Here is a 25,846-nt window from a genome sequence, read left to right on the forward strand (position 1 = left end):
GTCCGAGTTAACGCATTGCAGGAGTCCGCGTGCCGCAACACACCCCCGATCTGCCTCCCGAACTGCGGCCACTGGCCGAAATGCCCCTGTTGAAACGGCTCGCCGCCCGATTGTTCGGTCACGGCCTGACGCGCCTGCGCGCCCAGCACCGTTTTTCCTGGTTGCATGGCCAGGCCGACGGCTTTCGCAGCGGCCACACGGCCGGCGTGGAGTATGGCTATAAGGAAGGCAAGGCGGATGGCATCGAAGAAGGCCGCCAAGTCCTGCTGATTCGTGACTTCCGGCCGGATGAACACACCGCACCTGGTGTGGACGACAGTCTGTTCGACGACTGGCGCCTGCCGCTGACCGCCGAGCTGAAAAAACGCATCAAGGCCGATGTGGCGCGCCTGCTGCCCGCCCATGCCCAGCCGAGCGCGGCCCAGTGGAAGATGATCTTCAGCGACACGCCGTCCACCTCGGTGATTGCCGGCGCCGGCGCGGGTAAATCGACCTCGCTGGTGCTGCGTATCCTGCTGCTGACCCATTACCTGGGCTTTGAGCTGAGCTCAATGACGGTGGTGACCTTCACCCGTGAGTCGCGAAAGGACTTCATCAACAAGCTCATGGAAATTCTCGCCTTGTGGGGCCAACCCCTTGGTATGAAAGAGGCGCAAGCCGTGGTGCGCACCTTTCACTCGCGCATTCTGCCGATGGTGCGCAGCCTGCCGGGCCTTGAACGGCTGCAGGCATTTGAGAACCTCAACGCGCGCACCGAAGCGGGCTTTGATGAGGCTGACAGTAATCCCTTTGAATTGCGCATCAACGACGCCCAGCGCCAGCAACTGAATGCCTGCTACCACCAGTTGCATGGCCGTCATGCGCGCTTCCGCGAGCTGATCGCCCCGTTGGCGCGCCATGCCCTGCAACTCAAGGAGCTGGAACGGGATCATCCGGATGTGCAGAAACGCGTGGCGGTGACCGAACTGGCGGCCAAGCGCGATGAAGAACTCTGTGATGTGATCGAAGACCTGTGGTTTCGCGCCGGCGCGTGGCCGATCAAGGGCATTGAACCCAACCGCCAGACCTTCGATATCAATGGTGCGCAGTTTCACTGCCATGGCTACATTACCGAGTTGGATGCCTGGGTAATGCTGGGCTTTGACCCTCGGGAAAATGCCCAGGTCAGTCGTCCTGGCTCCAAGCTGTCCGTGCGAGCTGAGTGGGCGGTAAAGCGCACCCTGTTTCAAGCTTTCTGCCGTAAGCCGCTGATATGGTTGGATAACTATGAGTCATCCAAGCGTCTTCTGAGCAGCCTGGCCGGCGATGCAACAGCGGGCCCGGGCTTCGATTACAAGGTCAAGGGCGAGCTGGCTTCGGCGCCGCTGCTGGACAGCTTTGTCGCCGCGGCCGGGTTTATCGAGAACCTCGGGCTGGACGTGCCCACCGCCGTGGGCAAGATGAGCTTCGCCAAGGACGACCCGGACCGTTTTTACTTCGAGGCCCTGAGCATTTTCTGGAAAGCTCTGGAAGACCACTTGCTGGATCAATCGCCACCGGTCATGACCTACAACCGGATGTTCTCGCTGTTTGGCGAAAACACCCCGGAAAACCTCAAGCTCCTCAGCGACGGCCTGCTGCGGCCGATGTCGCACCTGATGATCGACGAGTTCCAGGACGTGTCGCCGCAGATCGTCTCGTGGATCCGCGCCAGCCTGCGGGAAATTCGCAGCCGAGGCCCGGCCATGCACGTAGGTCGTGGCGCCCAGCGCTCTTCGCTGTTGTGCGTAGGGGATGACTGGCAGTCGATCTATGGCTGGCGCGGCAGTTCGCCCAAGTACTTCATGGAATTCAATAAGGAATTCCCGTCGCCCACCACCACACGGGTGATGCTGGGCGAGAACTACCGCAGCCATCAGCACGTGATCGACGCTGCCGAACACATCGTGCGGGCTGCCCCGGCCATCAGCGGCAAGAAAGCCAAGGCCAGTGGAACCCCGAAGCCATTGGTGCCCGTCAGCGTGCGTGATCGTGACGATGCGGCGCTGGGCCAGCAATTGCTGGCACACTATCAAAAAGGTGATTCGATATTAATGCTGTATCGAAAAAGCAGCGATAAGTCATTGATTCAAAACCATATTCAGACCGTAGTTAATCTGGATTCTAGCTTGCCGTATGGCGATCGCCGTCTGAAGCAACTGACCTATCACAGCGCCAAGGGCCTGCAAGCGGATGCGGTATTCCTGCTGGGCGACTGCCAGCACTTGACCAGTTCGCCTTACAAGAACCAGGTCTACCGCATGGCGGGCCTGGGCAAGGATGGCGATACCGAAGCTTACGACAGCGCGCAGAAAGACGAAGTGCTGCGCCTGGCGTATGTGGGGATCACCCGGGCAGTGAGCCATTGCTACTGGTATGTCGAGGCGCAGGATGGCCAAGGGGTGAATGTGCCGAAGGCTTCGGACCGGGTTGCCGGGGACAAGCCGTTTTTTGATGATCAGCGCATCAGCAAATCATGAGGGGTGACGTTGAATCCTGTGGCGAGGGAGCTTGCTCCCGCTGGAGTGCGCAGCGCTCCTAGGATTTTGGGGCTGCTACGCAGCCCAGCGGGAGCAAGCTCCCTCGCCACAGGATACCTGTGTCGCCAGATCAAGCCCGCAGCGACAGCGGCGGCACAAACGACTCCAGCTCATCCTCTACGGCCTCGATGATCCGCTCCACATCTGCGGCATTCATCACCGTGGCACAAGGAATGCCTGCAATCGCAATCAGGGTTTCTCCGCTGGCGCGGTCGAACAGGCGGGCGATCATGCTGCCGGGAGCATCCATGCTCGCCTCAAAGCCCAGTGGATGAAAATGCCAGCGCATCAACTGGCAGGCGTTGGGGAATGTCACTTTGTTCATCTTGCCCACCTTGTTCATTGAGCACTTCCTTTAGCTCGCTGCAGGGGCGCCATGACCGTCACTGGTCCTGGCCGTCGTGAGCTTTAAAAATAGCATTCGTTCGCATCCAACAGGGGAGTTTTTTCGCCCGTTCGGCGGTTGTTTTCAGGAAGTTTGATGTGGGTCATGTACTACATGGGAATGGGCGAAAGGCCATTAGTCATAACTGTCAAATGGCCATTGAACCCGCCTGGAAAGTTGGGCAAGCTCGCAGGCTGTCCCAGCCTTAGAGCGCTCCATGCCCGACTTCATCCCGGATGATTCCCAGCAGACCCAAGCCACTGGTGAGTTAGTGCTGCGTCACCATCTGTGCTGGAAACATCGGGACCTGGACGGCGTGATGTCGTACTACCACCCGGACATCCAGTACCACGATTTCTTCCAGAACCGGGTAGTGGGCGCAGACGATCTGCGCGAGTACCTGCAAGCCAGCATGCCCCGTGGAGCGGATGAAGCGATCGAGCACACCGACCGCATCCGCGCCGACGGCGACACCGCCTTCATCCAGTACCGCATCACCCTGCGCGGCGGCCAGGGCCTGGTGTCATTTCGCACCAGTGAAGCCATCACTGTACGTGACGGCCTGATCTGGCGGGTCAACGAATACGCCTCGCTGGTGCACGAAGAATCTGCCAGCCGCAGCGAGACCACGCGCCCCACCGTCAGCCGCCTGGGCCTGTCGCCACAGCAACTGAGTTACATGGCCAAGGACCTGCAGCAGTACTTCGAGCGCCAGCAACCCTATCTGGACCCCGAGCTGGACCTGCAACGGGTGGCGAAGGAGTGCGGGTACAGCCGCAACCAGATCTCCTACCTGCTGAACCAGGTGCTGGGCCAAAGCTTTTACCGCTACGTCAACCAGGCGCGCCTCCAGCATTTGCTGGCCGCACTGGACAAGGCCACGCCGCCGATCCGCATCGACGAACTGGCGTTTGCCGCGGGCTTCAATTCGACATCGGCCTTCTACAGCTGCTTCCGCCAGCACACCGGCCAGTCACCCAAGGCCTACGTCAAACAAATTTCTCTGCGTGCACGCGCGCAAGACAGCCCCTGAGGCCAGGCTCTAGGATCACTGCCATCGAAGTGTGGTGGTGGAGCTTGGCATGCCTGCATGGCGCAATATCAGTTTATGGATGGACCAGCTGGACGAGCCGCTGGTGGCGCGTGCGTCCCTGGAGCACGACCTGGACGTCAACGTGGCCATTATCGGCGCCGGTTACACCGGGCTCTGGACCGCGTATTACCTGAAGCGCCAGGCGCCCGAGTTGAAAATCGCGATCATCGAGGCACAAACCGCCGGGTTCGGTGCCTCGGGCCGTAACGGCGGTTGGCTGATGGGTAACCTGCTGGGGGAAGACCGCCTGCTGGCCGGCTTGCATCCCGAACAGCGCCGGGCCTCGTTCGACCTGCTGCACGCCATTCCCGATGAAGTTGCGCAAGTGATTCAGCACGAAGGCATCGACTGCGACTACCGCAAGGGCGGCGTGCTGTATTGCGCCGCGCGCTATCCCGAACAGGAAGCCACCCTGCGGGCCTACCTGGCCAAGCTCCACGCTCAGGGCCTGACCGGCGACGATTACCGTTGGCTCGGCCCGCAGCAACTGGCCGAGCAAATCCGCATCGCCAAACCCTATGGCGGCATCTATGCCCCCCACGTTGCCACGATTCACCCGGCCAAGCTGGTGCGCGGCCTGGCGCGGGTGGTGGAGCAAATGGGCGTCACGATCTACGAAAACAGCCCCGTCACCCATTGGCAGTCCGGCAGCCTGCGCACCGCTAACGCCTCAGTGCGCGCGTCATGGGTGGTGCCGGCGGTGGAAGGGTATGCCACCACATTGGCGCCTTTGGGCCGCTATCAGTTGCCGGTACAAAGCCTGATTGTCGCCACCGAACCGTTACCCGCCAGCACCTGGGACGAAATCGGCCTGAACCGTGGCCAGGCCTTCGGCGAAAGCAGCCGTCAGGTCACCTACGGCCAGCGCTCGGCGGACAACCGACTGGTGTTCGGCGCCCGTGGTGGTTATCAGTTTGCCGGCAAGCTGCGGCACAACTTCGACCTCACCGACAGCGAAGTCGAACTGCGCCGCTACCTGTTCGGTGAACTGTTCCCGCAGCTCAAGAAAGTCCGCATCACCCACGCCTGGGGCGGCAACCTCGGCATGTCCCGGCGCTTCAAGCCGCACATGCTGTGCGATCACGCGGCGGGCATCGCCCTGGCCGGTGGTTATGGCGGCGAGGGCGTAGGGGCCAGCAACCTGGGCGGCCGTACCTTGGCCGACTTGATCCTGGGGCTCGACACGCCGCTGGTCACGCAGCCATGGGTGATCCAGCCGGGCCGGCTGGACGGGCTCAAGGCCTGGGAACCCGAACCCTGCCGCTGGCTGGGCTACAACGCGATCATTCGCAGTTTTGTCCATGAGGACCAGGTGTTGGCCAACCCCAACACCGCGCCCTGGCGCCGCAAGCTGGCCAGCGGGGTTGCCGGGTTCATGGAAGGTTTCATGCACTAAGTCGTTTTAATCACCACAGGTATGAACATGAGCATTACCCAGTTCAAAGACACACTCAGCGCCCATTTGCCGGATTCCTCGCCCGTCGCCGTGCCGCTTGGTACACCGGTAGCGGTGGCCTCGACCCTGAGCGTGGAACGTAGCGACGGCGTCGAAACCGGCATCTGGGAATGCACGCCCGGGCGCTGGCGCCGGCAGATCAAAGCCCAGGAGTTTTGCCACTTTATCCAGGGCCGCTGCACCTTCACCCCCGACAACGGGGAGATGCTCCACATAGAAGCCGGCGACGCACTGATGTTGCCGGCCAACAGCACCGGTATCTGGGACATCCAGGAAACCGTGCGCAAGACCTATGTATTGATCCTCTGATTCTTTGATCTTTGATCGCCTGCCATAAAAACAGCCCTAAAACCGCCAGGAAATCGAACCATGAGACCCATTGCCCTGTTGCCGCTGGTATTCGTCGCCACCCTCAGCCAAGCCGCCGAGACGGTGAAGATCTACAACTGGTCGGACTACATCGCCCCCGACACCACCAAGAATTTCCAGAAAGAAACCGGGATCGGCTTCACCTACGACGTGTACGACAGCAACGAAACCCTCGACGGCAAGTTGATGACCGGCAAATCCGGCTACGACGTGGTGTTCCCCTCCAACCACTTCATGGCCCGGCAGATCCAGGGCGGGGCGCTGAAGAAGCTCGACAAGAGCCAGTTGCCCAACTGGAAGAACCTCAACCCGGTGCTGCTCAAGGCCCTGGAAAACAACGACCCGGGCAACGCCCACGGTTTCCCTTACCTGTGGGGCAGCACTGGCATCGGCTACAACATCGACAAGGTCAAGGCGGTACTCGGCGACAACGCCCCGGTGGATTCATGGGACCTGATCTTCAAACCCGAGAACATGCAAAAGCTGCAGAAGTGTGGCGTAGCGATCCTCGACAACGGCCCGGAACTGCTGCCCGCGGCGCTCAACTACCTGGGCCTGCCGCACCACAGCAAGAAGGCTGAAGACTACAAAAAGGCCGAAGACCTGCTGATGAAAGTACGGCCGTACGTGGCGTACTTCCACTCCTCGAAATACACCGCCGACCTGGCCAACGGTGACATCTGCGTAGCCGTGGGCTTCTCCGGCGACATCCTCCAGGCCGAAAGCCGCGCCAAGGAAGCCAAGAACGGCGTGAACATTGGCTACAACATTCCTAAGGAAGGCGCCGCCATCTGGTTCGACATGGTCGCCATGCCCGCCGACGCCCCGGATGAAAAAGCCGGCTATGCGTTCATGAACTACCTGCTGCGCCCGGAAGTGATGGCCAGCATTACCAACTACGTGCACTACGCCAACGGCAACGCTGCGGCCGACAGCCTGGTAGACCCGGCGATCAAGAGCGACACCAAGGTGTACCCAAGCCCGGAAATGATGGGCAAGTTGTTCGCATTGGAAGCAATGCCACTGAACATCGACCGGATTCGTACGCGGGTGTGGAACACCATTCGTACCGGGCGTTGATGATCGTTCCCACGCTCCGCGTGGGAATGCATCCTGTGACGCTCCGCGTCACGACTTCAAAAGCGGACGCGGAGCGTCCAGGGCGGCATTCCCACGCAGAGCGTGGGAACGATCATTACAGGGTCGCCATGCCCGCCGACGCCCCGGAGTACCCAAACCCGGAAATGATGGGCAAGTTGTTCGCACTGGAAGCAATGCCACTGAACATCGACCGGATTCGTACGCGGGTGTGGAACACCATTCGTACCGGGCGTTGATGATCGTTCCCACGCTCCGCGTGGGAATGCATCCTGTGACGCTCCGCGTCACGACTTCAAAAGCGGACGCGGAGCGTCCAGGGCGGCGTTCCCACGCGGAGCGTGGGAACGATCATTACATCGTCGCCTTGCCCGCCGACGCCCCTGAGTACCCAAGCCCGGAAATGATGGGCAAGTTGTTCGCACTGGAAGCAATGCCACTGAACATCGACCGGATTCGTACGCGGGTGTGGAACACCATTCGCACCGGGCGTTGATGATCGTTCCCACGCTCCGCGTGGGAATGCATCCTGTGACGCTCCGCGTCACGACTTCAAAAGCGGACGCGGAGCGTCCAGGGCGGCGTTCCCACGCGGAGCGTGGGAACGATCATTACATCGTCGCCTTGCCCGCCGACGCCCCTGACTGCCCAATCCCGGAAATGATGGGCAAGTTGTTCGCACTGGAAGCAATGCCACTGAACATCGACCGGATTCGTACGCGGGTGTGGAACACCATTCGTACCGGGCGTTGATCCTTCAGAGATGATTTCGCGATAAAACATTGCTTTTTAGACTGTCATTTATGACAGGTTAAATGTTGTCAAATTGCTGCTATTGATATGGCTCGAACCCAATCAAGGAGAGAGCCATGTCTACCCATGAGCCAAAAGCCTTTGAAAGAACGACTCCGCAGAACGAAGCCAGTGGCGAATTCAAAGGCAAAATTACCCGCGGCGGTGACCCACATGATTTCAAGGCAAAGTTTCTTTATCTTGATCGCCAACCCGGCTCGGTGCGCTTTTTCGGTGTAGATAACGAATTTGCGGATCCAACCCCGGAAGATCCCTTCAACAGGGAGGGCATCGAAGTCAGATTGATAAAACCCAATGCCCAAAAGACCGAATACACCATTGGCGACGGAGATGTCTACGCCAGTTACGCCGGGCCTAGTGGAGAAGAAATTCCGACCCAAAGCGGCACAGTCACTTATCACCAAAATGATAGGGATAACAGCATTAACGGTCGTATTCAGTTAACACTGTCGGGGCAAACCACAGTCGACCTGATTTACTTGTTGAACACTCAAGAGTGATTGAGACCCGGCGGGCCGGCCCGCCGCGTCGCTCACATGCCCTTGCTTATGGATTCTCCAGCGTACCGGGCGTTGATTGGCAATATTTGGTCGCTCATCAATAACTGCTTTCAGGTGCTGCTCCTTCTAAATTCCTCGCCTCCTAATGTTGATTTGGAGGCAAGGAATGCCTGTATCAAACAAGTCTGGACGATTGCGGATTGGAAGGGCCTCAGAGGTTGGCGGGGTTTACCTGTTGACCGCTGTGGTCGACCGGCGTGTGCCGATCTTCAGTGATTGGCGGCTCGGGCGGTTGCTCGTAAAGGAATTTCGGCAGGCACATGAAGATCAATGGGCGAACTCACTCGCGTTTGTGGTGATGCCGGATCATCTTCACTGGCTGGTTCAACTGCGTGACAAGTCGTTGGCCGAGTTGATGTGTCGGATAAAATCCCGTAGCAGCTTGACGGTCAATCGTGCGCTTGGGCGCAGGGGGCGGCTTTGGCAGAAGGGGTATCACGATAGGGGTGTTCGGCGTGAGGAGGATCTGAAGGACTTTGCCCGTTACGTGGTGTGTAACCCGGTTCGTGCGGGGTTGGTGAGGCGGGTGCATGATTATCCACTTTGGGATGTTTGGTGGCTTTGAGGGCCTCACGCAGCCTCGCTTGGGCTCGACAGCTGCTACGACGTGAGGTAGGGCGTGGTTCGCTTTTGGGATGGTTGGAGGTTTTGAGGGCCTCACGCGATCTCGCCCCCGTAGCAGCTGTCGAGCTTTAGCGAGGCTGCGTAGCCACACCGCCGAACCTACGGATTCTCCAAGTCATGCCCCAACGACTGGATAAACAACGAAAACAACTCCGGCTGCGACGAGATATCCAGCTTGGCATACAGGTGCCGACGATGAACCTTGACCGTATCCGGCGAGATATTCAGCCGTTCTGCCATGGCTTTTGACGAAAACCCACGCAACACCAACCGCGCAATTTCCAACTCCCGCTCCGACAACACCCCACAGCCAAAATGACTCAGCGCATCCCGGATCTGGCTGGCCATCTCGGCAGGCGCGGCCACCCGCTGGGTGCTCTGCTGCCAATGCTGCTGCATCAACGGCAGCACCCAGGCCGCCAGCGTGGTCATCAACCCGGTTTCCTCGCCGGTAAACAACCGCTGCATCCCCAACGACAGCGACAACGTCCCCGCACCCGGCAATTGCAGGATGAATTGCACCTCGTCCTCCAGCACGTTGTCGTGGAAGTAATTGAGGAAGTACTCACTCTGGCGAAAATGATCCGGCGCGACTTCTTCAAGGCGGTACACGCCACTGGCATACCCCTCGCGACATGCCTGGAAAAACGGGTCCAGCAAGTACAAACCATTGAGGTAAACCAGCATCGACGCCGGCTTGCTGCTCGGTTGCGCGTCGTACTCCTCCAGCGCCTGGGGCGGGCCGTCGGTGGGGTAGAAGATCGCCAGGGCATTGTCGAAGGGCACGCATTGGTGCAACAACAGCACCAGTTGTTTCCAGAAACGCCCGGTGCCGATCTGGGCGACGGTACGGCCCAGGCCTGCGTGCATGCCGACCTCCCTGAACAGGCTCATGTGCAGCTCCACGCAAAGGATTCAGGCCGCAAGGGTTCGACTTTTGCCGGTTGCCGTCAAGGGGAGTACTCCAATAGGGGAATTGGCCGCCTTACCCGCAGCGTTTAAGTTGGCCGTCAGTCAGTGGGGAACATACCCCGCGCCGCTTCACCTTTTCGTTTCTGCCTCAAACCAAGAACAATCAAGAGGATAACGATATGAGTGCTCCTTCCACGCCCGACGGCGTGCTGAAACCCACCCTGAGTGTGTTCGACGTGGTGGCCATTACCGTCTCGGCGGTGACCCCGGCCAGTTCCGTGTTCGTGATTGCGCCCTTTGCCATCCAGCAGGCCGGCAGCGGGGTGTTCCTGGCTTTTGTGATGGCCGCCTTGCTCGCGCTGATGTTCGCCTTTTGCTACGCCGAACTCGGCCGCGCCCACAACAGTGCCGGCGGTGAGTACGTGTACGCCAAGCGGGTGTTCGGCGGCATGGCCGGTTATGCGACGTTCCTCACGGTATTGGTGATGTTGCTGTTTATCCCGCCGGTGCTGGCCACCGGCGCGGCGACGTACCTGAATAACGCCCTGGGCACAAAATTCGATTCGCAAACCGTGGCCCTGGTGATCGTGGTGTGCAGCTACGCCCTGGGCATTCTGAATATCAAGCTGAATGCCTGGATCACCGGGACCTGCCTGCTGCTGGAAGTGGCGGCGTTGCTGGTAATCGTGTTTATCGGCTTCGGCAACCCGGTGCAGCCGGTCAGCGTGTTGCTGCAACCGCAAATCGTCGAAAACGGCGTGCTGCACCTGGCGCCCTGGGCGCTGGTGATCGGTGCGGTGGGCATTGGCTTGTTCTCCTTCAATGGCTATGGCCCGGCGGTGTTGCTGGCCGAAGACATGAAGTGCGGCGGCAAGGGCGTGCACAAGGCGGTGTTGTGGTCCCTGGGCCTGGTGGTGGTCATCGAACTGGTGCCCATCACCGCGTTGTTGATCGGTGCGCCATCCCTCAGCGCGATGATCAGCAGCCCCGACCCGATCGGCTACCTGCTGACCAGCCACGGCAATGAAACATTGTCGCGGCTGGTGAGCGCCGGGATTTTCCTGTCAGTGTTCAATGCGATTGTCGCCATCGTGATTCAGATCGGTCGGGTGGTGTTCAGCAGCGGCCGCGATGCACTGTGGACGCCGACCATCAATAAACTCTTTACCCGGATCCATCCGCGTTGGGATTCACCCTGGTTGGCTACGCTGTTCCTGGCGATCCCTTCGGCATTGCTCAGCTTCAGCTCGAACCTGGCGGACCTGACGTCCTTCAGCGTGCTGCTGATCATGCTGGTGTACCTGATCGTGGCGTTGAGCGCGTTGATGAGCCGGGTGTTGCTGCGTGACCGCGAGCATCCGTATCGCATGCCGTTGTGGCCAGTGCCGGCCTTGCTGGCGGTACTCGGCGCCGGTTACCTGTTGGTGACCCTGGCGATGGCCGCTTCGGTCCGGGACATCATGATTATCATCGGCCTGCTGGCACTGTCGGTGATCCTGTATTGCATCAGTGGCCGGTTGAGTCCGGCGTTTCAGAAACTGTAAGGAGTGGTTATGCGCGCACGTCAATTGGGCATCACGTTGGGACTGGGCACGCCCGGTGAGCTGAATGCCATCACCGACGTTCCAGGGGTTCGGGTCGGCCACAGTACGATCAAGACCCGCATCGACGGCAAACAGGTACGCACCGGCGTCACCGCAATCCAGCCCCGGGCCGGTGACGCGCGGTATCAGCCATGTTTTGCCGGCTACCACGCGCTCAACGGCAATGGCGACGCCACGGGGCTTGAGTGGATCGCCGAGTCGGGCCTGCTGACCACGCCACTGGCGATCACCAACACCCACAGCATCGGGATTGTGCGCGACACCCTGATCGCCCTGGAGCGTGAAAGCCTGGCAGACCCGGCGGTGTACTGGTGCATGCCGGTGGTGATGGAAACCTACGACGGCTTGCTCAACGACATCTGGGGCCAGCACGTCGGCCCGGAGCATGTGCGCGAGGCGCTGGCCAACGCCGAGTCCGGGCCGGTGGCGGAGGGCGCCGTGGGCGGCGGCACCGGGATGATCTGCCATGAGTTCAAGGGCGGGATCGGCACGGCCTCGCGGCGCCTGTCGGGGGAGCAGGGTGGCTGGACAGTCGGCGTGCTGGTACAGGCCAACCATGGCAAGCGCCAGGAATTGCGGGTGGACGGCTACCCCGTAGGTCGGCAACTGATGGACATCCCGTCACCCTTTGCCGATCGCGGAACCCCCGGCATGGGCTCCATTGTGGTGATCATCGCCACCGATGCGCCGTTGTTGCCACATCAATGCCAGCGCCTGGCACAGCGCGCATCCATTGGCATCGCGCGCACGGGCGGTGGCACCGAGGACTCCAGCGGGGACCTGTTCCTGGCGTTCGCCACCGGCAATCAGGATTTGCCGGTGGCCGACTACGGGCGCAAGGGCCTGCCCCTTAGCACGTCGCTGCAAATGGTCAATAACGACCACATTTCGCCCTTGTTCAGCGCGGCGGCGGAGGCGGTCGAGGAAGCGATCATTAATGCGATAGTGGCCGGGGAGGACATGCTCACCGACGACGGGGTACGCGTGCCGGGGCTGGATTCGCAAACGCTCCTGCAGGCATTGCGTCAAACAGGCTGGCGCGACCGATAAATAAACTAAGTCTTGTCCCGGTAATACGGGACAAACTCTTAAATAGTGGCCATTCAATACTAACAATGACACGGTGACACTTTCTTAGTGCACCTCAGTCAATACTTTGGATCCATTCGCGGCTAAATGACTTTAGGAGTATTTAATATTTAAATAGCTGGATTTTTATAAGGCGCTATTTGCCAATGTTTGCAGGTTTTGTTCGTCGGCCCAACTTTTTCCTTGGATAAAAACCGCTGGACGAATGATTTCAGGTTGTGTCAGTTTTCTTTCGCCTTCAAAAGGGGCGAGTGATCGGACTTACTCGCCAAAGTGAGTCCGGTCGGACAAAAACTGTTCCACTTGCAAACAAGGAAGTACGTTTATGTCAAAAGTAAAAGACAAAGCTATTGTGTCGGCGGCTCAAGCAAGTACCGCCTATACGCAAATCGATAGCTTTAGCCATCAATACGACCGTGGCGGCAACCTCACGGTCAATGGCAAACCCTCGTTCACCGTTGACCAGGCCGCCGACCACCTGCTGCGTGAGAACGCCGCGTACCGGGACGTGGATGGCAACGGCAAGATCGATCTCACTTACACCTTCCTGACCTCGGCTTCCAACGCGACCATGAACAAGCATGGGATCACCGGGTTCAGCCAGTTCAACACCCAGCAGAAAGCACAGGCTGTACTGGCCATGCAATCCTGGGCTGATGTGGCCAATGTCACCTTCACCGAGAAAGCCTCGGGCGGTGACTTCCACATGACCTTCGGCAACTACAGCGGCGGCCAGGACGGCGCGGCGGCCTTTGCCTACCTGCCAGGCACCAACGCCAAGTACAACGAAAGCGGGCTTGACGGCACTTCCTGGTACCTGACCAACAACAGCTACACGCCGAACAAGACGCCGGACCTGAACAACTATGGCCGGCAGACCCTGACCCACGAAATCGGCCACACCCTGGGCCTGGACCACCCTGGCGACTACAACGCCGGGACCGGCAACCCTTCGTACAAAGACGCGGACTATGGACAGGACACGCGTGGCTACAGCGTCATGAGTTACTGGAGCGAGAGCAACACCAACCAGAACTTCAGCAAAGGCGGGGTAGAGGCTTACTCCTCCGGCCCGCTGATCGACGACATCGCCGCGATCCAGAAGCTCTACGGCGCCAACTACAACACTCGCGCCGGCGACACCACCTACGGCTTCAACTCCAACACCGGGCGTGATTTCCTCAGCGCCACTTCATCGGCCGACAAGCTGGTGTTCTCGGTGTGGGACGGTGGCGGCAACGACACCCTGGACTTCTCCGGCTTTACCCAGAACCAGAAGATCAACCTCAATGAGACCTCGTTCTCCGACGTTGGCGGCCTGGTGGGTAACGTTTCCATCGCCAAGGGCGTGACCGTGGAGAACGCCATCGGCGGTTCGGGCAACGACCTGTTGATCGGTAACGCTGCAGCCAACGTCCTCAAGGGCGGTGCCGGCAACGACATCATCTACGGCGGCGGCGGTGCAGACCAGCTGTGGGGCGGTTCAGGCAACGACACCTTTGTGTTCGGCGCCAGCTCGGACTCCAAGCCAGGTGCGGCCGACAAGATCTTCGACTTCACCTCGGGTTCGGACAAGATCGACCTCACCGGCATTACCAAAGGTGCAGGCCTGACCTTCGTCAACGCGTTTACCGGTCACGCCGGCGATGCGGTGCTGTCCTACGCTTCGGGTACCAACCTGGGCACATTGGCAGTGGACTTCTCCGGTCACGGCGTGGCGGATTTCCTCGTCACCACCGTTGGCCAGGCAGCGGTCAGCGACATCGTGGCTTGATTCAGGTGTAAAGGAGGGTGGCGCACACGCGCCGCCTTCTGCCCTTGCATCCACCCCTTGAACGGGCGAAGGTGATGACGCTATTTCGCAGTACAGTTGCCTGGTGTGTCCAGGCGTTGCTTATGTCGGCAGGAGCCACAGCAATGGCAAGCAGTCTGGTTTTACCCACGTCCGCGCAGTTGGCCGGGCATTGGACGCTGCACCAGCAAGAGCAGGTGTGTGCGCTGGATCTGATTGAACACGCCAACGCCCTGGGGGGCGATGTGGAGTGCGCGGGACAATGGCTGGGTGAAGCCCCTGTTAGTTGGACGCCAACTCCCGACGGTATTTGGTTGATGAATGCCGAAGGCACCGGCATTACCCATTTGAATCGCCAGAAAGAAGGCGAATATGAAGGCCGCGTAAAATCTGGCGCGGTATTGATATTACAACGTGCACCCTAATAGTTCGTTATAACGATATAACCCGATTTTAATGTTTGCCCGCTTCTTAATGGGGCGCCTGGCAAACTATTGCGCGTCATTCGGCTCAGGGAAGATCAGGCAACATGGCGAAGACCACTCCCGTTGCACCACTGTTCAAGGCACTCGGCGACTACAAAAGTATTCTGATCAGTATTGGCTGCTTCACGGCATTGATTAACGTATTGATGCTGGTGCCGTCGATTTATATGTTGCAAGTCTACGACCGCGTGCTGTCCTCACAGAACGAAACCACCCTGGTGATGTTGACGCTGATGGTGGTGGGGTTCTTCGCCTTTATCGGCGTGCTTGAGGTGATCCGTAGCTTTATCGTGATTCGCATCGGCAGCCAGTTGGAGCGGCGTTTCAACCTGCGGGTGTACAAGGCCGCCTTCGAGCGCAACCTGCAGCGGGGCGAAGGCCATGGCGGGCAATCCCTGGGGGATTTGACCCACATCCGCCAATTCATCACCGGGCCGGCGTTGTTCGCGTTTTTTGATGCGCCGTGGTTTCCGATCTACCTGTTTGTGATCTTCCTGTTCAACGTCTGGCTGGGTGTCCTGGCCAGCGCCGGTGCAGTGCTGCTGATTGCCCTGGCGTGCCTCAACGAATACCTGACCAAAAAGCCCCTGGGTGAAGCCAGCGGGTTTTCCCAGCAATCCACCCAGTTGGCCACCAGCCACCTGCACAACGCCGAAACCATCCAGGCGATGGGCATGCTCGGCGCTTTGCGCAAGCGTTGGTTCAAGGTGCATTCGCAGTTTCTGGGCTTGCAGAACAAGGCCAGCGACACCGGCTCGATCATCAGTTCCCTGAGCAAATCCCTGCGCCTGTGCCTGCAATCGTTGGTGCTCGGTCTGGGGGCGTTGCTGGTGATCAAGGGCGACATGACGGCGGGGATGATGATCGCCGGTTCGATCCTGATGGGCCGGGTGTTGAGCCCCATCGACCAGTTGATCGCCGTGTGGAAGCAATGGAGTTCGGCCAAGCTGGCTTATCAGCGCCTGGACAGCCTGATGCGCGAATTTCCGCCCCAGGGCGAGCAGATGGCCTTGCCGGCGCCCCAGGGCAATGTGAGTTTCGAGCAGGTCAGCGCGGGCCCGCCGGGGCGACGTGTGCCGACCCTGCATCAGGTCACCTTTAACCTGACGGCCGGTGAAGTGCTCGGCGTGCTGGGGGCTTCCGGCTCCGGCAAATCGACGTTGGCCCGCGTACTGGTAGGCGTGTGGCCAACCCTGGCGGGCACCGTGCGCCTGGACGGGGCCGATATTCATCGCTGGGACCGCGACGACCTCGGCCCGCATATTGGCTACCTGCCTCAGGACATCGAACTGTTCAGCGGCAGCATTGCCGACAACATCGCACGCTTTCGCGAAGCCGACCCGGAGCGGGTGGTGCAGGCCGCCCAACAAGCGGGCGTGCACGAATTGATCCTGCGTTTGCCCCACGGCTACGACACGGTGCTCGGTGACGAGGGCAGCGGCTTGTCCGGGGGACAGAAACAACGGGTGGCCCTGGCCCGTGCGCTGTACGGCGGGCCGCGCCTGATCGTACTCGATGAGCCCAACTCCAACCTCGACACCGTGGGCGAAGCCGCTCTGGCCAGCGCGATCATGCAGATGAAGGCCCAGGGCAGCACGGTGGTGCTGGTGACTCACCGTTCCTCGGCGTTGGCCCAGGCCGACAAGCTGCTGGTGCTGAACGAAGGCCGCTTGCAGGCATTTGGTCCGAGCCAGGACGTGCTGCGGGCACTGTCCGGCCAGCAGGAAGCACCGCGAGAAAAGGCTGGGGTCAGTTTCAGCCGTCAGTATCAAGCCGGAAGGAATCCAGGCGCATGAGCAGCGACAACAGCATTCAAATCAACCGCGATTACGAACAGACTCACCCCGAACACGACGCGCGCTTCTTTGCCCGCATGGGCTGGCTGCTGACGGTGGTCGGCGCCGGAGGGTTTTTCCTGTGGGCCAGCCTGGCACCGCTGGACCAGGGGATTCCGGTGCAAGGCACGGTGGTGGTGTCGGGCAAGCGCAAGGCAGTACAAACCCTCAGCCCCGGCGTGGTCAGCCGGATCCTGGTGCGGGAAGGCGAGGCGGTGAAGCAGGGCCAACCCCTGTTCCGCCTCGACCAGACGCAGAACCAGGCCGACGTGCATTCCCTGCAAGCCCAATACCGCATGGCCTGGGCCAGTGTGGCGCGGTGGCAGAGCGAGCGTGATAACCAGTCGACCATCACTTTCCCGGCGGAGCTGAGTACCAACCCTGATCAAGCCCTGGCATTGGTCCTCGAAGGCCAGCGCCAACTGTTCAGCAGCCGCCGCGAAGCCTTTGCCCGGGAACAGGCCGGGATTCGCGCGAGTATCGAAGGTGCCACCGCACAGCTGAACGGCATGCGCCGCGCCCGCAGCGACCTGACCGCCCAGGCGCAATCCCTGCGTGACCAACTGAACAACCTGCAACCCCTGGCCGACAACGGCTACATCCCGCGCAACCGGCTGATGGAGTACCAGCGCCAACTGTCCCAGGTGCAACAGGACCTGGCGCAGAACACCGGCGAAAGCGGCCGGGTAGAACAGGGCATCCTCGAATCGCGCCTCAAGTTGCAGCAGCACAGCGAGGAATATCAGAAGGAAGTCCGCAGCCAATTGGCCGATGCGCAACTGCGCAGCCTGACCCTGGAGCAGCAACTGACCTCCGCCGGTTTCGACCTGCAGCACAGCGAAATCAATGCGCCTGCCGATGGCATCGCGGTCAACCTGGGCGTGCACACCGAAGGCGCTGTGGTGCGTGCCGGTGAAACCCTGTTGGAAATCGTGCCCCAGGACACCCGCCTGGAAGTGGAAGGGCGCTTGCCGGTGCATCTGGTGGACAAGGTCGGCGCCCACTTGCCGGTGGACATCCTCTTCACCGCCTTCAACCAGAGCCGCACGCCGCGAGTGCCGGGGGAGGTGAGCCTGATCTCCGCCGACCAGATGCTCGACGAAAAAACCGGCATGCCGTACTACGTGTTGCGCACGGTCGTCAGCAGCAACGCCCTGGAAAAACTCCATGGCCTGGTGATCAAGCCGGGGATGCCCGCCGAGATGTTCATCCGCACCGGCGAACGCTCCTTGCTCAATTACCTGTTCAAGCCGCTGCTGGACCGCGCCGGCTCGGCGTTGACCGAGGAATGAGCATGAAGCCGATGTTCATCGCCTTGTTACTCGCCTGCAGCAGCGCCCAGGCCGCCATGGGCCCATTTGATGTTTACGAGCAGGCCCTGCGCAACGACCCGGTATTCCTCGGCGCCATCAAGGAGCGCGACGCCGGCCTGGAGAACCGCACCATCGGCCGCGCCGGTCTGCTGCCCAAGCTGTCGTACAACTACAACAAGGGGCGCAACAACTCCCAGGCCACCTTGCCCGACGGGCGCGGCGGCAATTATCACGATGACCGCAACTACAACAGCTACGGCTCCACCTTCACCCTGCAACAGCCGCTGTTCGACTACGAAGCCTATGCCAACTACCGCAAGGGCGTGGCCCAGGCGCTGTTTGCCGACGAGAGTTTTCGCGACAAAAGCCAGGCGTTGCTGGTGCGGGTGCTGACCTATTACACCCAGGCGCTGTTCGCCCAGGACCAGATCGACATTGCCCGCGCGAAGAAAAAGGCCTACGAGCAGCAGTTCCAGCAGAACCAGCATTTGTTCCAGCAGGGCGAAGGCACGCGCACCGACATCCTGGAAGCGGAATCGCGCTATGAGCTGGCGACTGCCGAGGAAATCCAGGCGCTGGATGAACAGGACGCCTCGCTGCGAGAACTGGGAGCGCTGATCGGTGTGCAGAGCGTCAACATCAATGACCTGGCGCCGTTGAACCCGGGATTTGCCGCCTTCACCCTGACCCCGGCCAACTACGACACCTGGCACGAACTGGCGCTGACCAACAACCCCAACCTGGCCTCGCAACGCCAGTCCGTAGAAGTGGCGCGTTATGAAGTGGAGCGCAACCGCTCAGGGCACCTGCCACGCATCACGGCCTATGCCAGCTCCCGCCAGCAGGAGTCCGACAGTGGCAACACTTACAACCAACGCTATGACACCAACACCATCGGCATCGAAGTCAGCATGCCGTTGTATGCCGGTGGTGGCGTCTCGGCGTCCACCCGCCAGGCCAGCCGCGCCATGGAGCAGGCCGAGTACGAACTGGAAGGCAAGACCCGCGAAACCCTGATCGAACTGCGGCGCCAGTTCAGCGCCTGTCTGTCGGGGGTAAGCAAGCTGCGGGCGTATCAAAAGGCGCTGACTTCGGCTGAAGCGCTGGTGGTCTCCACCAAGCAAAGCATCCTCGGCGGCGAGCGGGTCAACCTCGATGCGCTGAACGCCGAGCAGCAGCTGTACAGCACCCGCCGCGACCTGGCCCAGGCGCGGTACGACTACCTGATGGCCTGGACCAAATTGCATTACTACGCGGGCAACTTGCGCGACACCGACCTGGCTAAGGTGGATGAGGCGTTTGGCCCTATGAGCCGCTGATGCCTGGACGAGTAGCACTTGGTGCAAGGGATCTTTGGTGGTGAGGGAGCTTGTTGTGGCAAGGGCGCTTGCTGTGGCAAGGGCGCCGCCTGTGGCGAGGGAGCTTGCTCCCGCTGGAGTGCGCAGCGCTCCCAAGATTTTTGGGGCCGCTACGCAGCCCAGCGGGAGCAAGCTCCCTCGCCACAGCAAGCTCCCTGGCCATAGCAGCACCCTGGCCACAGGAGGCGCCCTCGCCACAGGTATTTCAACAATAAGAAAAAGGACTCTTCATGATCACTGATTCACCTCGCTTCAAACCCTTCACCGCAGGCTCCTTGCTGCTGCTGTCCGTGGCAGCCCACGGGCAGTACCTCGAAACCGGCAAAGCGGGCGACCCCGCCAGTTGGCGCTCCGCCGAGTTCCAGAGTGACTGGGGCCTGGACCGGATGAAAGCCAACGAGGCCTACGCGAGTGGCATCACCGGCAGTGGCGTGAAGATCGGCGCCCTCGACTCGGGTTTCGACCCCAACCATCCCGAAGCCTCCAAGGACCGCTATCACGCGGTCACCGCCAGCGGCACCTACGTCGATGGCAGCCCGTTCAGCACCACCGGCGCGCTCAACCCCAACAACGACTCCCACGGCACCCACGTCACCGGCACCATGGGTGCGGCCCGTGATGGCGTGGGCATGCACGGCGTGGCGTACAACGCGCAGATCTACGTGGGCAACACCAACGCCAATGACAGCTTCCTGTTTGGACCCACGCCGGATCCCAAGTACTTCAAGGCGGTGTACAGCGCCCTGGTGGATTCCGGCGTGCGCGCGATCAATAACAGCTGGGGCAGCCAGCCCAAGGACGTCAGCTACCAGACCCTGGGCGACCTGCACGCGGCCTATGCCCAGCATTACAACCGGAACACCTGGCTGGATGCTGCTGCGGATGTGGCCAAGGCCGGGGTGATCAACGTGTTCAGTGCCGGGAACAGCGGCTACGCCAACGCCAGCGTGCGTTCAGCCTTGCCGTATTTCCAGCCAGAACTGGAGGGCCACTGGCTGGCGGTGTCGGGCCTGGACAAGGCGAATAACCAGAAATACAACCAGTGCGGCATCGCCAAGTACTGGTGTATTTCCACCCCCGGGGCGTTGATCAACAGCACCATTCCCGACGGCGGCTACGGCGTAAAGTCCGGCACCTCGATGTCGGCGCCCCATGCCACGGGCGCACTGGCGCTGGTGATGGAACGCTACCCGTACCTGAACAACGAACAGGCCTTGCAGGTGCTGTTGACCACCGCCACTCAACTCAATGGCGCGGTTACCGATGCACCGACCACGCAAGTTGGCTGGGGCGTGCCGGACCTTGGCCGGGCGATGCACGGGCCCGGGCAATTGCTTGGGCCGATGAATGTCACGTTGGCGGCCGGGCAGGGCGATGTGTGGAGCAATGCGATCTCCGACAAGGCGCTGATCCAGCGTCAGGCCGAAGACAGCGCCGAAACCCTGGCCTGGCAGCAAACCCTGCGTGACAAGGGCTGGGAGAACGGCGTGGGCGCCGGCGCGAGTCAGCAGGACCAGACGGACTATGCCGTTGGCACCGCCCGGGCGGCAGCCGCGGCCCAGCGTATCTATGAAGGCAGCCTGATCAAATCCGGCGCGGGCAGCCTGGTGCTGAGCGGGGATAACACCTACCGTGGCCCTACCACCGTGAATGGCGGTCGGCTGGCGGTGAATGGCTCACTGACGTCGGCAGTGACGGTTAATGACAGCGGCACACTGGGCGGTTCCGGCCGCATCGCGGCGTTGCAGGTGAACAGCGGCGGCACCGTGGCGCCGGGCAACTCCGTGGGTACCTTGCAGGTGGCTGGGGACGTGAACCTCGCCGCCGGCTCCACCTATGCAGTCGAACTCACCCCCACCAGCAGCGACCAGATTGTCGCCACCGGCAAGGCAATCCTCGGCGGCGGCACGGTGACCCTGGCCCTGGAAAACAGCCCGACTTTGCTCAGCCAGCAACAGGCCGAGAGCCTGCTGGGGCGTCAGTACAACATCCTCCAGGCGGCGGGCGGGATCCAGGGGCAGTTCGGTGCGGTATTGCCCAACTACCTGTTCCTCGGCGGCACCCTCGACTATGCCGCCAACGGCGTGCAGCTGGACATTGCCCGCAGTGATGCGAGTTTCGCCAGTGTCGGCGCCACCCGTAACCAGCGTTCGGTGGCGGCGGCTGCCGAGCAACTGGGCGCGGGCAATCCGGTGTACGAAAGCATCCTGCGTTCAGACTCCGTGGCCGCCGCGCAACAGGGCTTCCAGCAACTGTCGGGGGAAATCTATCCGGCCATCGACACCATGCTGATCAACGATAGTCGCCAACTACGTGATGCCGTCGGTGAGCGCCTGCGCCATACGCCGGTCGCGGGTGAAAGCAATGTGTGGGTCAAGGCGCTCGGCAGCTGGGGCAAGACCGACAGCCGCAGCGACACGGCGGGCTACACCACCTCGCTGGGCGGCACGCTGGCGGGTGTCGACGGTGCGCTGGACGAGCAGACCCGCGCTGGTCTGGTGGCCGGTTACAGCGACAGCTCACTGAACATGGGCAGCGGCACTCACTCCTCGGCGTCCATCGACAGCTACCACCTCGGCGCCTATGCCGGGCATGAGCTGGGCAACTGGCGCCTGAGCGTCGGCGGCGCCTACAGCTGGCATCGCGGCGACGTGAAACGTGACTTGCAGTACGGCGAAGTCAGCGGCAAGCAGAAGACCAAGCTGGATGCGCGCAGCGCCCAGGTATTTACCGAAGCGGCCTACCGTTTGAGCCTGCAATCGATGGCGCTGGAGCCGTTCGCCAACCTGGCTTACGTGCACCTGGACAGTGAACGCTTTCACGAGAAAGGCGACGCCGCTGCACTTGAGCGTGGCAGTGACAGCCGCGATGCAGTGCTGAGCACCCTGGGCCTGCGGGCGGCAAAAACGTTCCCTCTCAATGACCGCCAGCAACTGGACGTTTCCGGCTCGTTGGGCTGGCAGCACAGCTTGAGTGCCGTTGAATCCGAAGAGCACCTGGCGTTTGTCGCCGGTGGGCCGTCGTTCGCGGTGCAAAGCTCGCCGTTGATGCGCGACGCGGCACTGGTGGGTGTACAGGCCAGCCTGGCGTTGAGCAAAAGCACACGGGTCAACCTCGACTACACGGGCCAGTTGGCTGGCCGGGAAAAAGTGCAGGGCGTGGGGTTGAGTCTGAACTGGCAGTTCTGAGCAAGATCCTGAGGCCGAAGGAGGTCAACTGTGGGAGCGGGCTTGCTCGCGAATGCGGTGGTTCAGTTACAGGTGCGTCGACTGACACACCGCATTCGCGAGCAAGCCCGCTCCCACATGGGGTCGGCGGCGCCTGGGAGAAACGTGATTTATATAAGTGCAATAAAAACTAAGGAAGGTCACCGTGAAAAAAACAAAACGAGGGTTTCAATCCGCCATCCCAACAGGCCCGGGCTACCCGCTCAAGGCCTTGAGCTGCGTGCCATACGGCGCGTTGCTGTGTTGCCTGGCCAGCCTGGGTACCGCCCAGGCCGCACCCTACGTGGAAAGCGGAAAACTGGGAGATGCTGCCAGTTGGCGCAGTAATGAATTCAAGGCCGATTGGGGCCTGGGCGCCGTGCATGCAGACGCCGCATACGCCGCCGGCTACACCGGCAAGGGCGTGAAGCTGGGGATCTTCGACCAGCCGGTGTATGCCCAGCATCCGGAATTCGCCAGCCCCGGCAAAGTGGTCACGATCGTGACCGAAGGCATTCGCCAATACACCGACCCGTACATCCCGGTGAAGGCCGGTGACGCGTTTCGCTACGACGGCACGCCCTCCCTGGGCTCCAACGGCAAACTCGGCAATCACGGCACCCACGTGGGCGGGATTGCCGCCGGTAACCGCGACGGCGGGCCGATGCATGGCGTGGCGTTCGATGCGCAGATCATCAGCGCTGAAAACGGTGACCCGGGCCCCGAAGACGGGATCATCCTGGGCAACGACGGCGCGGTCTACAAAGCCGGTTGGGATGCCTTGGTGGCCAGCGGCGCGCGCATCATCAACAACAGCTGGGGCATCGGTATCGGTGACCAGTACGCCAAGGGCGGGCGCGATCCGGCGTTCCCTAACTTCACGGTCAATGAAGCCCAGGCGCAGTTCAACAACATCCGGCCGATCCTTGGCACCATCGCCGGCGGCGCTTACCAAGGCGCCATCGATGCGGCCCGCAGCGGCGTGCTGACGATCTTTGCCGCCGGCAACGACTACAACCGCAATAACCCGGACGCGATCTCGGGCCTCGCGTACTTCGTACCGGAGATCGCGCCCAACTGGTTGTCGGTGGCGGCGTTGCAACAGAACCCCGACACCGCCAGTTCCGATCCGTACGTGATCAGCACCTTCTCTTCACGTTGCGGTTATGCCGCCAGTTTCTGCGTCGCGGCGCCGGGCACCAAGATCTACAGCTCGGTGATCAACGGCACCACCCTGGAAAACCTGACCACCGACTACGCCAACTTCAACGGCACCTCCATGGCCGCGCCCCATGTGGCCGGCAGCGCGGCGGTGCTGATGGAGCGCTTTCCATACATGAGTGGCGACCAGATTTCCACGCTGCTGAAAACCACCGCGACCGACCTCGGCGCACCGGGCATCGACTCGCTGTACGGTTGGGGCATGATCAACCTGGGCAAGGCCATCAACGGCCCGGGGATGTTTGTGACGGCTGAGGATATCCCGGCCGAGTTTCGTATCGACGGTGCCTACGGCTCCGGTCAATTCGTCGCGGATCTGCCAGGGATTGGCGCCGTGGTGGATGCCGGCAAACCGACCCAGCGCCTGTGCACCGACGTGCATTGTGGGCTGGATGTGTGGAGCAACAACATCTCCGGGCATGGCGGCCTGACCAAGCAGGGCATTGGTGCGCTGGTGCTGACCGGCACCAACACCTACAGCGGCCCGACCCTGGTCAACCAAGGGTTGCTGGCGATCAATGGTTCGATCACTTCCGACGTCACCGTCAGCAACAGCGGTGTCGTGGGCGGTTCAGGGCGCATTGGTTCGCTGACGGCGAACAGCGGCGGTACCGTGGCGCCGGGTAACTCCATCGGCACGCTGAACGTGGCCGGCGATGTGAGCTTTGCAGCGGGCTCCACTTACGCGGTGGAGCTGTCGGAAACCAGCAGTGACCGCATCGTCGCCGGTGGCAAGGCCACCCTCAGCGGCGGCACGGTGACCCTGGCCCTGGAAAACAGCCCGACGCTGCTGACCCAGACCCAGGCCGAAAGCCTGATCGGTCGCCAATACAACATCCTGCAGGCCGCAGGCGGGATCACCGGCAGCTTCGGTTCGGTGCTGCCCAACTACCTGTTTATCGGCGGCACCTTGAACTACGCCGCCAACGGCGTGCAACTGGATGTGGGGCGCAACGCCAACACCTTTGCCAGTGTGGCCGCCACCCAGAACCAACGTTCAGTGGCAGCCGCCGCCGAGCAATTGGGTGCAGGCAACGCCGTCTATGAAAGCCTGTTGCTGGCGCCGAATGCGGCCTCGGCCCAAGGTGCGTTCCAGCAGTTGTCCGGGGAAATCTACCCGGCGCTGGAAACCGCATTGGTCAATGACAACCGCTACCTGCGCGAGGCTGTGGGCGAGCGCTTGCAGCAAGGGGCAATGGGCGCATCGAGCCAGACCGTCGACAGCCGTGGCAACGTCTGGGTCAAGGCGTTGGGCGCCTGGGGCAAGACCAACAGCGGCAGCGATACGGCGGGCTACACCACTTCCATCGGCGGCATGCTGGCGGGTGTGGACGGCGCACTGGATGACGACACCCGTGTGGGCCTGGTAGCGGGCTACAGCGACACGTCGCTGAACATGGGCAGCGACACCCATTCCCGGGCATCGGTAGACAGCTATCACTTGGGTGCGTACGCCGGGCATGAAATCGGTGCGTTGCGTTTGAGCGGCGGGGCGACCTACAGCTGGCACCGCGCCGATGTGAAACGCGAGCTGCAATACGGCGAAGTCGCCGGCAAGCAGAAAGCCAAGGTGGATGCCCGCAGCACCCAGGTGTTTACCGAAGCGGCCTATCGCTTGAACCTGCAACCCCTGGCCCTGGAACCGTTCGCCAACCTGGCGTATGTGCATCTGGATGCCGATGGGTTTACCGAGAAGGGTGATGCGGCGGCCTTGAAGGGCCGGGATGACAGCCGCGATGTGGTGTTGAGTACCCTGGGGGCTCGAGCGCTGAAAACCTTGAATATCAACGACCATCAGCAACTGGAGCTTTCCGGCACCCTGGGCTGGCAGCACAACCTGAGCAGCGTTGATTCCGAGCGGCACCTGGCGTTTGCGTCGGGCGGCCCGTCGTTCTCGGTGGAGAGTTCGTCGATGGTGCGTGATGCGGCATTGGTGGGCGCGCGGGTCAGCCTGGCGCTGAGCAAGGATGCGAAGGTGAACCTGGATTACAACGGCCTGCTGGCCAGCAAAGAGAAAGTCCATGGGGTGGGTTTGAGCCTGGACTGGGCTTTCTAAACACCACCGTTGGAAATGT

Annotated in this window: 21 protein-coding genes; 19 read left to right on the forward strand and 2 right to left on the reverse strand. The window is 61.3% G+C overall.

Going from position 1 to position 25,846, the window contains the following annotated elements; all coding sequences use genetic code 11:
• Positions 1-29: 29 nt before the first annotated feature.
• Positions 30-2,498, forward strand: a complete 2,469-nt coding sequence (locus tag NVB75_RS03510; RefSeq protein ID WP_258346013.1) for a UvrD-helicase domain-containing protein — start codon at positions 30-32, stop codon at positions 2,496-2,498.
• A gap of 130 nt (positions 2,499-2,628) precedes the next feature.
• On the opposite strand, the gene NVB75_RS03515 is transcribed toward NVB75_RS03510, so the two are convergent.
• Positions 2,629-2,901, reverse strand: a complete 273-nt coding sequence (locus NVB75_RS03515; protein ID WP_076013522.1) for a DUF1652 domain-containing protein — start codon at positions 2,899-2,901, stop codon at positions 2,629-2,631.
• 259 nt (positions 2,902-3,160) lie between these two features.
• On the opposite strand from NVB75_RS03515, the gene NVB75_RS03520 reads away from it, so the two are divergent.
• The 9 genes from NVB75_RS03520 to NVB75_RS03560 all read left to right on the forward strand — a co-directional run bounded on the left by NVB75_RS03520 (position 3,161) and on the right by NVB75_RS03560 (position 8,897).
• Complete coding sequence (locus NVB75_RS03520) at positions 3,161-3,976, forward strand: AraC family transcriptional regulator (RefSeq protein ID WP_258346015.1); 816 nt, start codon at positions 3,161-3,163, stop codon at positions 3,974-3,976.
• Between the two features lie 49 nt (positions 3,977-4,025).
• A complete protein-coding gene (locus NVB75_RS03525) occupies positions 4,026-5,432 on the forward strand; it encodes an FAD-binding oxidoreductase (RefSeq protein ID WP_258346016.1) in 1,407 nt (468 codons plus the stop codon).
• A gap of 27 nt (positions 5,433-5,459) precedes the next feature.
• Positions 5,460-5,801, forward strand: a complete 342-nt coding sequence (locus tag NVB75_RS03530) for a cupin domain-containing protein (protein WP_003217122.1) — start codon at positions 5,460-5,462, stop codon at positions 5,799-5,801.
• Between the two features lie 60 nt (positions 5,802-5,861).
• A complete protein-coding gene (locus NVB75_RS03535) occupies positions 5,862-6,941 on the forward strand; it encodes a polyamine ABC transporter substrate-binding protein (protein ID WP_010169417.1) in 1,080 nt (359 codons plus the stop codon).
• A 128-nt stretch (positions 6,942-7,069) separates the two neighbouring features.
• Positions 7,070-7,198 (forward strand): hypothetical protein, encoded by a 129-nt coding sequence (locus NVB75_RS03540; protein ID WP_258348845.1) that lies wholly within the window; start codon positions 7,070-7,072, stop codon positions 7,196-7,198.
• Positions 7,199-7,233: 35 nt separating this feature from the next.
• Positions 7,234-7,455, forward strand: a complete 222-nt coding sequence (locus NVB75_RS03545; protein WP_258348847.1) for a hypothetical protein — start codon at positions 7,234-7,236, stop codon at positions 7,453-7,455.
• A gap of 35 nt (positions 7,456-7,490) precedes the next feature.
• On the forward strand, positions 7,491-7,712 hold the full coding sequence (locus NVB75_RS03550; RefSeq protein ID WP_258348848.1) for a hypothetical protein: 222 nt from the start codon (positions 7,491-7,493) through the stop codon (positions 7,710-7,712).
• 116 nt (positions 7,713-7,828) lie between these two features.
• Positions 7,829-8,272, forward strand: coding sequence for a hypothetical protein (locus tag NVB75_RS03555; protein WP_258346017.1), 444 nt, complete (start codon positions 7,829-7,831; stop codon positions 8,270-8,272).
• A 166-nt stretch (positions 8,273-8,438) separates the two neighbouring features.
• Positions 8,439-8,897, forward strand: a complete 459-nt coding sequence (locus NVB75_RS03560; protein WP_258346018.1) for a transposase — start codon at positions 8,439-8,441, stop codon at positions 8,895-8,897.
• A gap of 158 nt (positions 8,898-9,055) precedes the next feature.
• Here the strand turns inward: NVB75_RS03560 and NVB75_RS03565 are convergent, their stop codons facing one another.
• Positions 9,056-9,850 carry a helix-turn-helix transcriptional regulator gene (locus tag NVB75_RS03565; protein WP_063030352.1) on the reverse strand — a complete coding sequence of 265 codons (795 nt, stop codon included), beginning with the start codon at positions 9,848-9,850 and terminating at the stop codon, positions 9,056-9,058.
• 197 nt (positions 9,851-10,047) lie between these two features.
• Here NVB75_RS03565 and NVB75_RS03570 point away from each other — a divergent pair, with 197 nt between their 5' ends.
• The 9 genes from NVB75_RS03570 (at position 10,048) to NVB75_RS03610 (ending at position 25,827) form a co-directional block, all read left to right on the forward strand.
• Entirely contained in the window at positions 10,048-11,412 is a 1,365-nt protein-coding gene (locus tag NVB75_RS03570) for an APC family permease (RefSeq protein WP_017479714.1), read from the forward strand.
• A 9-nt stretch (positions 11,413-11,421) separates the two neighbouring features.
• The gene (locus NVB75_RS03575; RefSeq protein ID WP_258346019.1) at positions 11,422-12,522 is read left to right on the forward strand and encodes a P1 family peptidase; all 1,101 of its coding nucleotides are present in this window, start codon (positions 11,422-11,424) and stop codon (positions 12,520-12,522) included.
• Between the two features lie 364 nt (positions 12,523-12,886).
• A complete protein-coding gene (locus NVB75_RS03580; protein WP_226476005.1) occupies positions 12,887-14,335 on the forward strand; it encodes a serralysin family metalloprotease in 1,449 nt (482 codons plus the stop codon).
• Between the two features lie 74 nt (positions 14,336-14,409).
• Entirely contained in the window at positions 14,410-14,778 is a 369-nt protein-coding gene (locus tag NVB75_RS03585) for a protease inhibitor Inh/omp19 family protein (protein WP_258346021.1), read from the forward strand.
• A gap of 104 nt (positions 14,779-14,882) precedes the next feature.
• Positions 14,883-16,634 (forward strand): type I secretion system permease/ATPase, encoded by a 1,752-nt coding sequence (locus NVB75_RS03590; RefSeq protein ID WP_258346022.1) that lies wholly within the window; start codon positions 14,883-14,885, stop codon positions 16,632-16,634.
• A complete protein-coding gene (locus NVB75_RS03595; protein ID WP_201142044.1) occupies positions 16,631-17,965 on the forward strand; it encodes an HlyD family type I secretion periplasmic adaptor subunit in 1,335 nt (444 codons plus the stop codon). The genes NVB75_RS03590 and NVB75_RS03595 overlap by 4 nt, the downstream gene beginning before the upstream one ends.
• A 2-nt stretch (positions 17,966-17,967) precedes the next feature.
• Positions 17,968-19,305 (forward strand): TolC family outer membrane protein, encoded by a 1,338-nt coding sequence (locus NVB75_RS03600; protein WP_017479720.1) that lies wholly within the window; start codon positions 17,968-17,970, stop codon positions 19,303-19,305.
• Between the two features lie 269 nt (positions 19,306-19,574).
• On the forward strand, positions 19,575-22,532 hold the full coding sequence (locus tag NVB75_RS03605; protein ID WP_258346023.1) for an autotransporter serine protease: 2,958 nt from the start codon (positions 19,575-19,577) through the stop codon (positions 22,530-22,532).
• 217 nt (positions 22,533-22,749) lie between these two features.
• Positions 22,750-25,827, forward strand: coding sequence for an autotransporter domain-containing protein (locus NVB75_RS03610; protein ID WP_375378933.1), 3,078 nt, complete (start codon positions 22,750-22,752; stop codon positions 25,825-25,827).
• The last annotated feature ends 19 nt before the right edge of the window (positions 25,828-25,846 follow it).

The organism is Pseudomonas sp. CBS (genome assembly GCF_024734645.1).
GTDB lineage: Bacteria > Pseudomonadota > Gammaproteobacteria > Pseudomonadales > Pseudomonadaceae > Aquipseudomonas.